This window comes from Nostoc sp. KVJ20 (assembly GCF_001712795.1).
Taxonomy (GTDB): Bacteria; Cyanobacteriota; Cyanobacteriia; order Cyanobacteriales; family Nostocaceae; genus Nostoc.
Genome location: NZ_KV757818.1, coordinates 1 through 2,594 on the forward strand (window position 1 = coordinate 1; position 2,594 = coordinate 2,594).

General features: G+C 42.2%; 2 protein-coding genes and 1 pseudogene. 1 reads left to right on the forward strand and 2 read right to left on the reverse strand.

Annotated elements, in window-relative coordinates:
• Window positions 1-189: 189 nt before the first annotated feature.
• Window positions 190-1,176, reverse strand: a 987-nt coding sequence (locus A4S05_RS37835) for a tetratricopeptide repeat protein (protein ID WP_218108021.1), incomplete at its 5' end; no start/stop codon positions are given.
• 1 nt (window position 1,177) lies between these two features.
• Window positions 1,178-1,428, reverse strand: a pseudogene (locus A4S05_RS44440) (tetratricopeptide repeat protein); the annotation flags it as partial.
• A 107-nt stretch (window positions 1,429-1,535) separates the two neighbouring features.
• Here A4S05_RS44440 and cobW point away from each other — a divergent pair.
• On the forward strand, window positions 1,536-2,576 hold the full coding sequence (gene cobW, locus A4S05_RS37840) for a cobalamin biosynthesis protein CobW (RefSeq protein ID WP_069074863.1): 1,041 nt from the start codon (window positions 1,536-1,538) through the stop codon (window positions 2,574-2,576).
• Window positions 2,577-2,594: the final 18 nt, after the last annotated feature.

Sequence of the window (2,594 nt, forward strand, 5' to 3'; positions counted from 1 at the left end):
TGCTGAGTAATGAGTAATGAGTGCGGAGTATGGTGTGTGGAATCATAAGTCCAGACAGCCTGATGAAGGATAATTCATAGGTATTTCTGGAGAAAGAGCGAACAACGCTCAAAATATTTAGGGGCAATAGCCCTGTGACTGCTTTTGATTCGTGAAAGCAAGCATGGGGAAATTGCCCCTCAATTATGTTTAATTAGCGATTAAATTCTTGAGAGCATCTTTAGCATCAGTGTTTTCTGGATCTATTTGCAACGCTTCCTGAAAAACTGCCGCTGCCTCTTGTTTTGAACCATCACCAGATTCACCATAGGAAATATCTCGGCCAAGTTTGATGTAAAGTTCAGCCATTTTGCGACGTGGAATCATATTCGCTAGTGGCTGATAAAAAGCCATGACAGCAGGAAAGCCTTTTTGCTTGTAAAGTGGCAAATTTATATTGGAGCAGGTGTCATAACTGCCTTCACCAGTTTTTACCACATTTTGGCAAATTGCCAGAGCTTCATCTAGTTTGTTCTGTTGAGCTAGTGCTTGACTTAATTTACTGTAATAATCATCAGTGGGTTTTTTGGCAACGGCTTGGCGGTAAAGAGCGATCGCTTCTTGGTGTTTTTCTTGTGTCATCAGCACATCTCCCAGTTCTACATACCTTGAAGCTTCAGGCTCGATTTTAATTAGTTGGCGGTAGGCTGCGATCGCTTCATTAACAAAGCCACGCTGTAATGAAAGTGATGCCAAATGCTCATAGTAGACTTCATTTTTGGAGTCATTTTTACTTGCTTGACGATAGATAGCAACGGCTTCTTGATATTCCATCATTTCACCCAGATAATGGTAAGCCAGATAACTCTTGGGATCAATTTTCAAGGCTTCTCGATGAGCAGCGATCGCTTCTTCTCGTTGGCCTAATTTACGCAAGAAATTACCTAAAATGTTGTAACTCTCTGCATCTGGCTCAAGTTTAACGATTTGACGGTAAACCAAGAGCGCTTCCTTTGTATTACCAAGTTCCATCAACTGTGACGCTAAAATGTAGTAGTAATACCTATTACTGTTAGGGTTAAGTTTGATAGCTTGACGGTAAGCTGCGATCGCTTCAGTGGTTCGTCCCTTTTCTGCCAGAAAATTCCCTAATTTGAGGTAAATGTCCCCATCAGGAGTTAATTGTAAAGCTTGGCGNTAAGTAGCGATCGTCTCTGCAATATTGCCTTGCTTAGATAGGATATCTGCCAGTTTGACGTAAGCGTAACTGTTTTTGGCATCCCGCTGAATGAAACTTCGCCAAATATTAGCGGCTTCTTCATAATTTTTTACTTCTTCGGCAGATGTCGCTTTTTGTTCCAACTCCTCCACTGTTTGCGCCACACTGATTTGAGGAGCCAACGCCAAACCTAAACTCAACAGCAACGGCAATATTTTCAGGCTTCTCATAGACTTTCAGCTTAAAATAACTAAGTAAATCTTCAAACCAAGCTTAATCTCAGTATTTAAGTTTGTAACCCGTAAAACTTACCATACTGAGTAAATCAGGCAAAAATATGGCTACGAAAATTCCTGTCACAGTGATCACAGGCTTCTTAGGTAGTGGAAAAACTAGCCTAATTCGCCACCTGCTACAAAACAACCAAGGACGCCGCATTGCCGTTGTAGTCAATGAATTTGGCGAACTCGGTATTGATGGCGAATTATTAAAATCTTGTCAAATTTGCCCGGAAGATGGTGAGGGTGACACTAATATCTTTGAATTAACTAACGGCTGCTTATGCTGTACGGTGCAGGAAGAGTTTTACCCGATGATGCAAGAGTTAATCAAGCGGCGAGACAGCATCGACTGTATTTTGATTGAAACCTCTGGTTTAGCCTTACCAAAACCCCTGGTGAAGGCTTTTCGCTGGCAAGAAATTCGTAACGCCGCCACTGTGGATGCTGTAATTACCGTGGTAGATTGTGCGGCGGTAGCAGCGGGGACATTTGCTAGTGATCCAGAAGCGATCGCAGCCCAGCGGCAAGCAGATGATAATCTAGAACATGAAACACCCTTGCAAGAACTGTTTGAAGACCAACTTGCTTGTGCAGACTTGGTGGTGTTGAATAAAATTGACTTGGTAGATGCCGAGACAAAAGCCAGAGTTGAGGAATTGATTAAGCAAGAGTTGCCCAGAGTGGTGAAGATTGTCGAGAGTAATTGTTCTCAACTCGATGCATCTATATTATTAGGATTTCAAGCCGCAGTCGAAGACAACTTAGATTCTCGTCCTAGTCATCACGATACTGAAGAAGATCACAACCATGACGAAGAAATTACCTCAGCTAATTTAATTTTGGATCGTACCTTTGACCCAGAAAAGCTGCAACAGCAGTTGCAAACATTGGCACAACAACAAGAAATTTACCGGATTAAAGGCTTTGTTGCAGTGCCAAATAAATCCATGCGCCTAGTGATGCAGGGCGTGGGAACCCGATTTGAGAAATTTTACGATCGCCCCTGGAAACCAGAAGAAGCCAGACAAACGCGCTTAGTTTTCATCGGTCGTGATTTGAAGTCTTCAGAAATTGAATCACAACTTGTAGCTTTATAAGTTAAGAGTTAGGAGTTA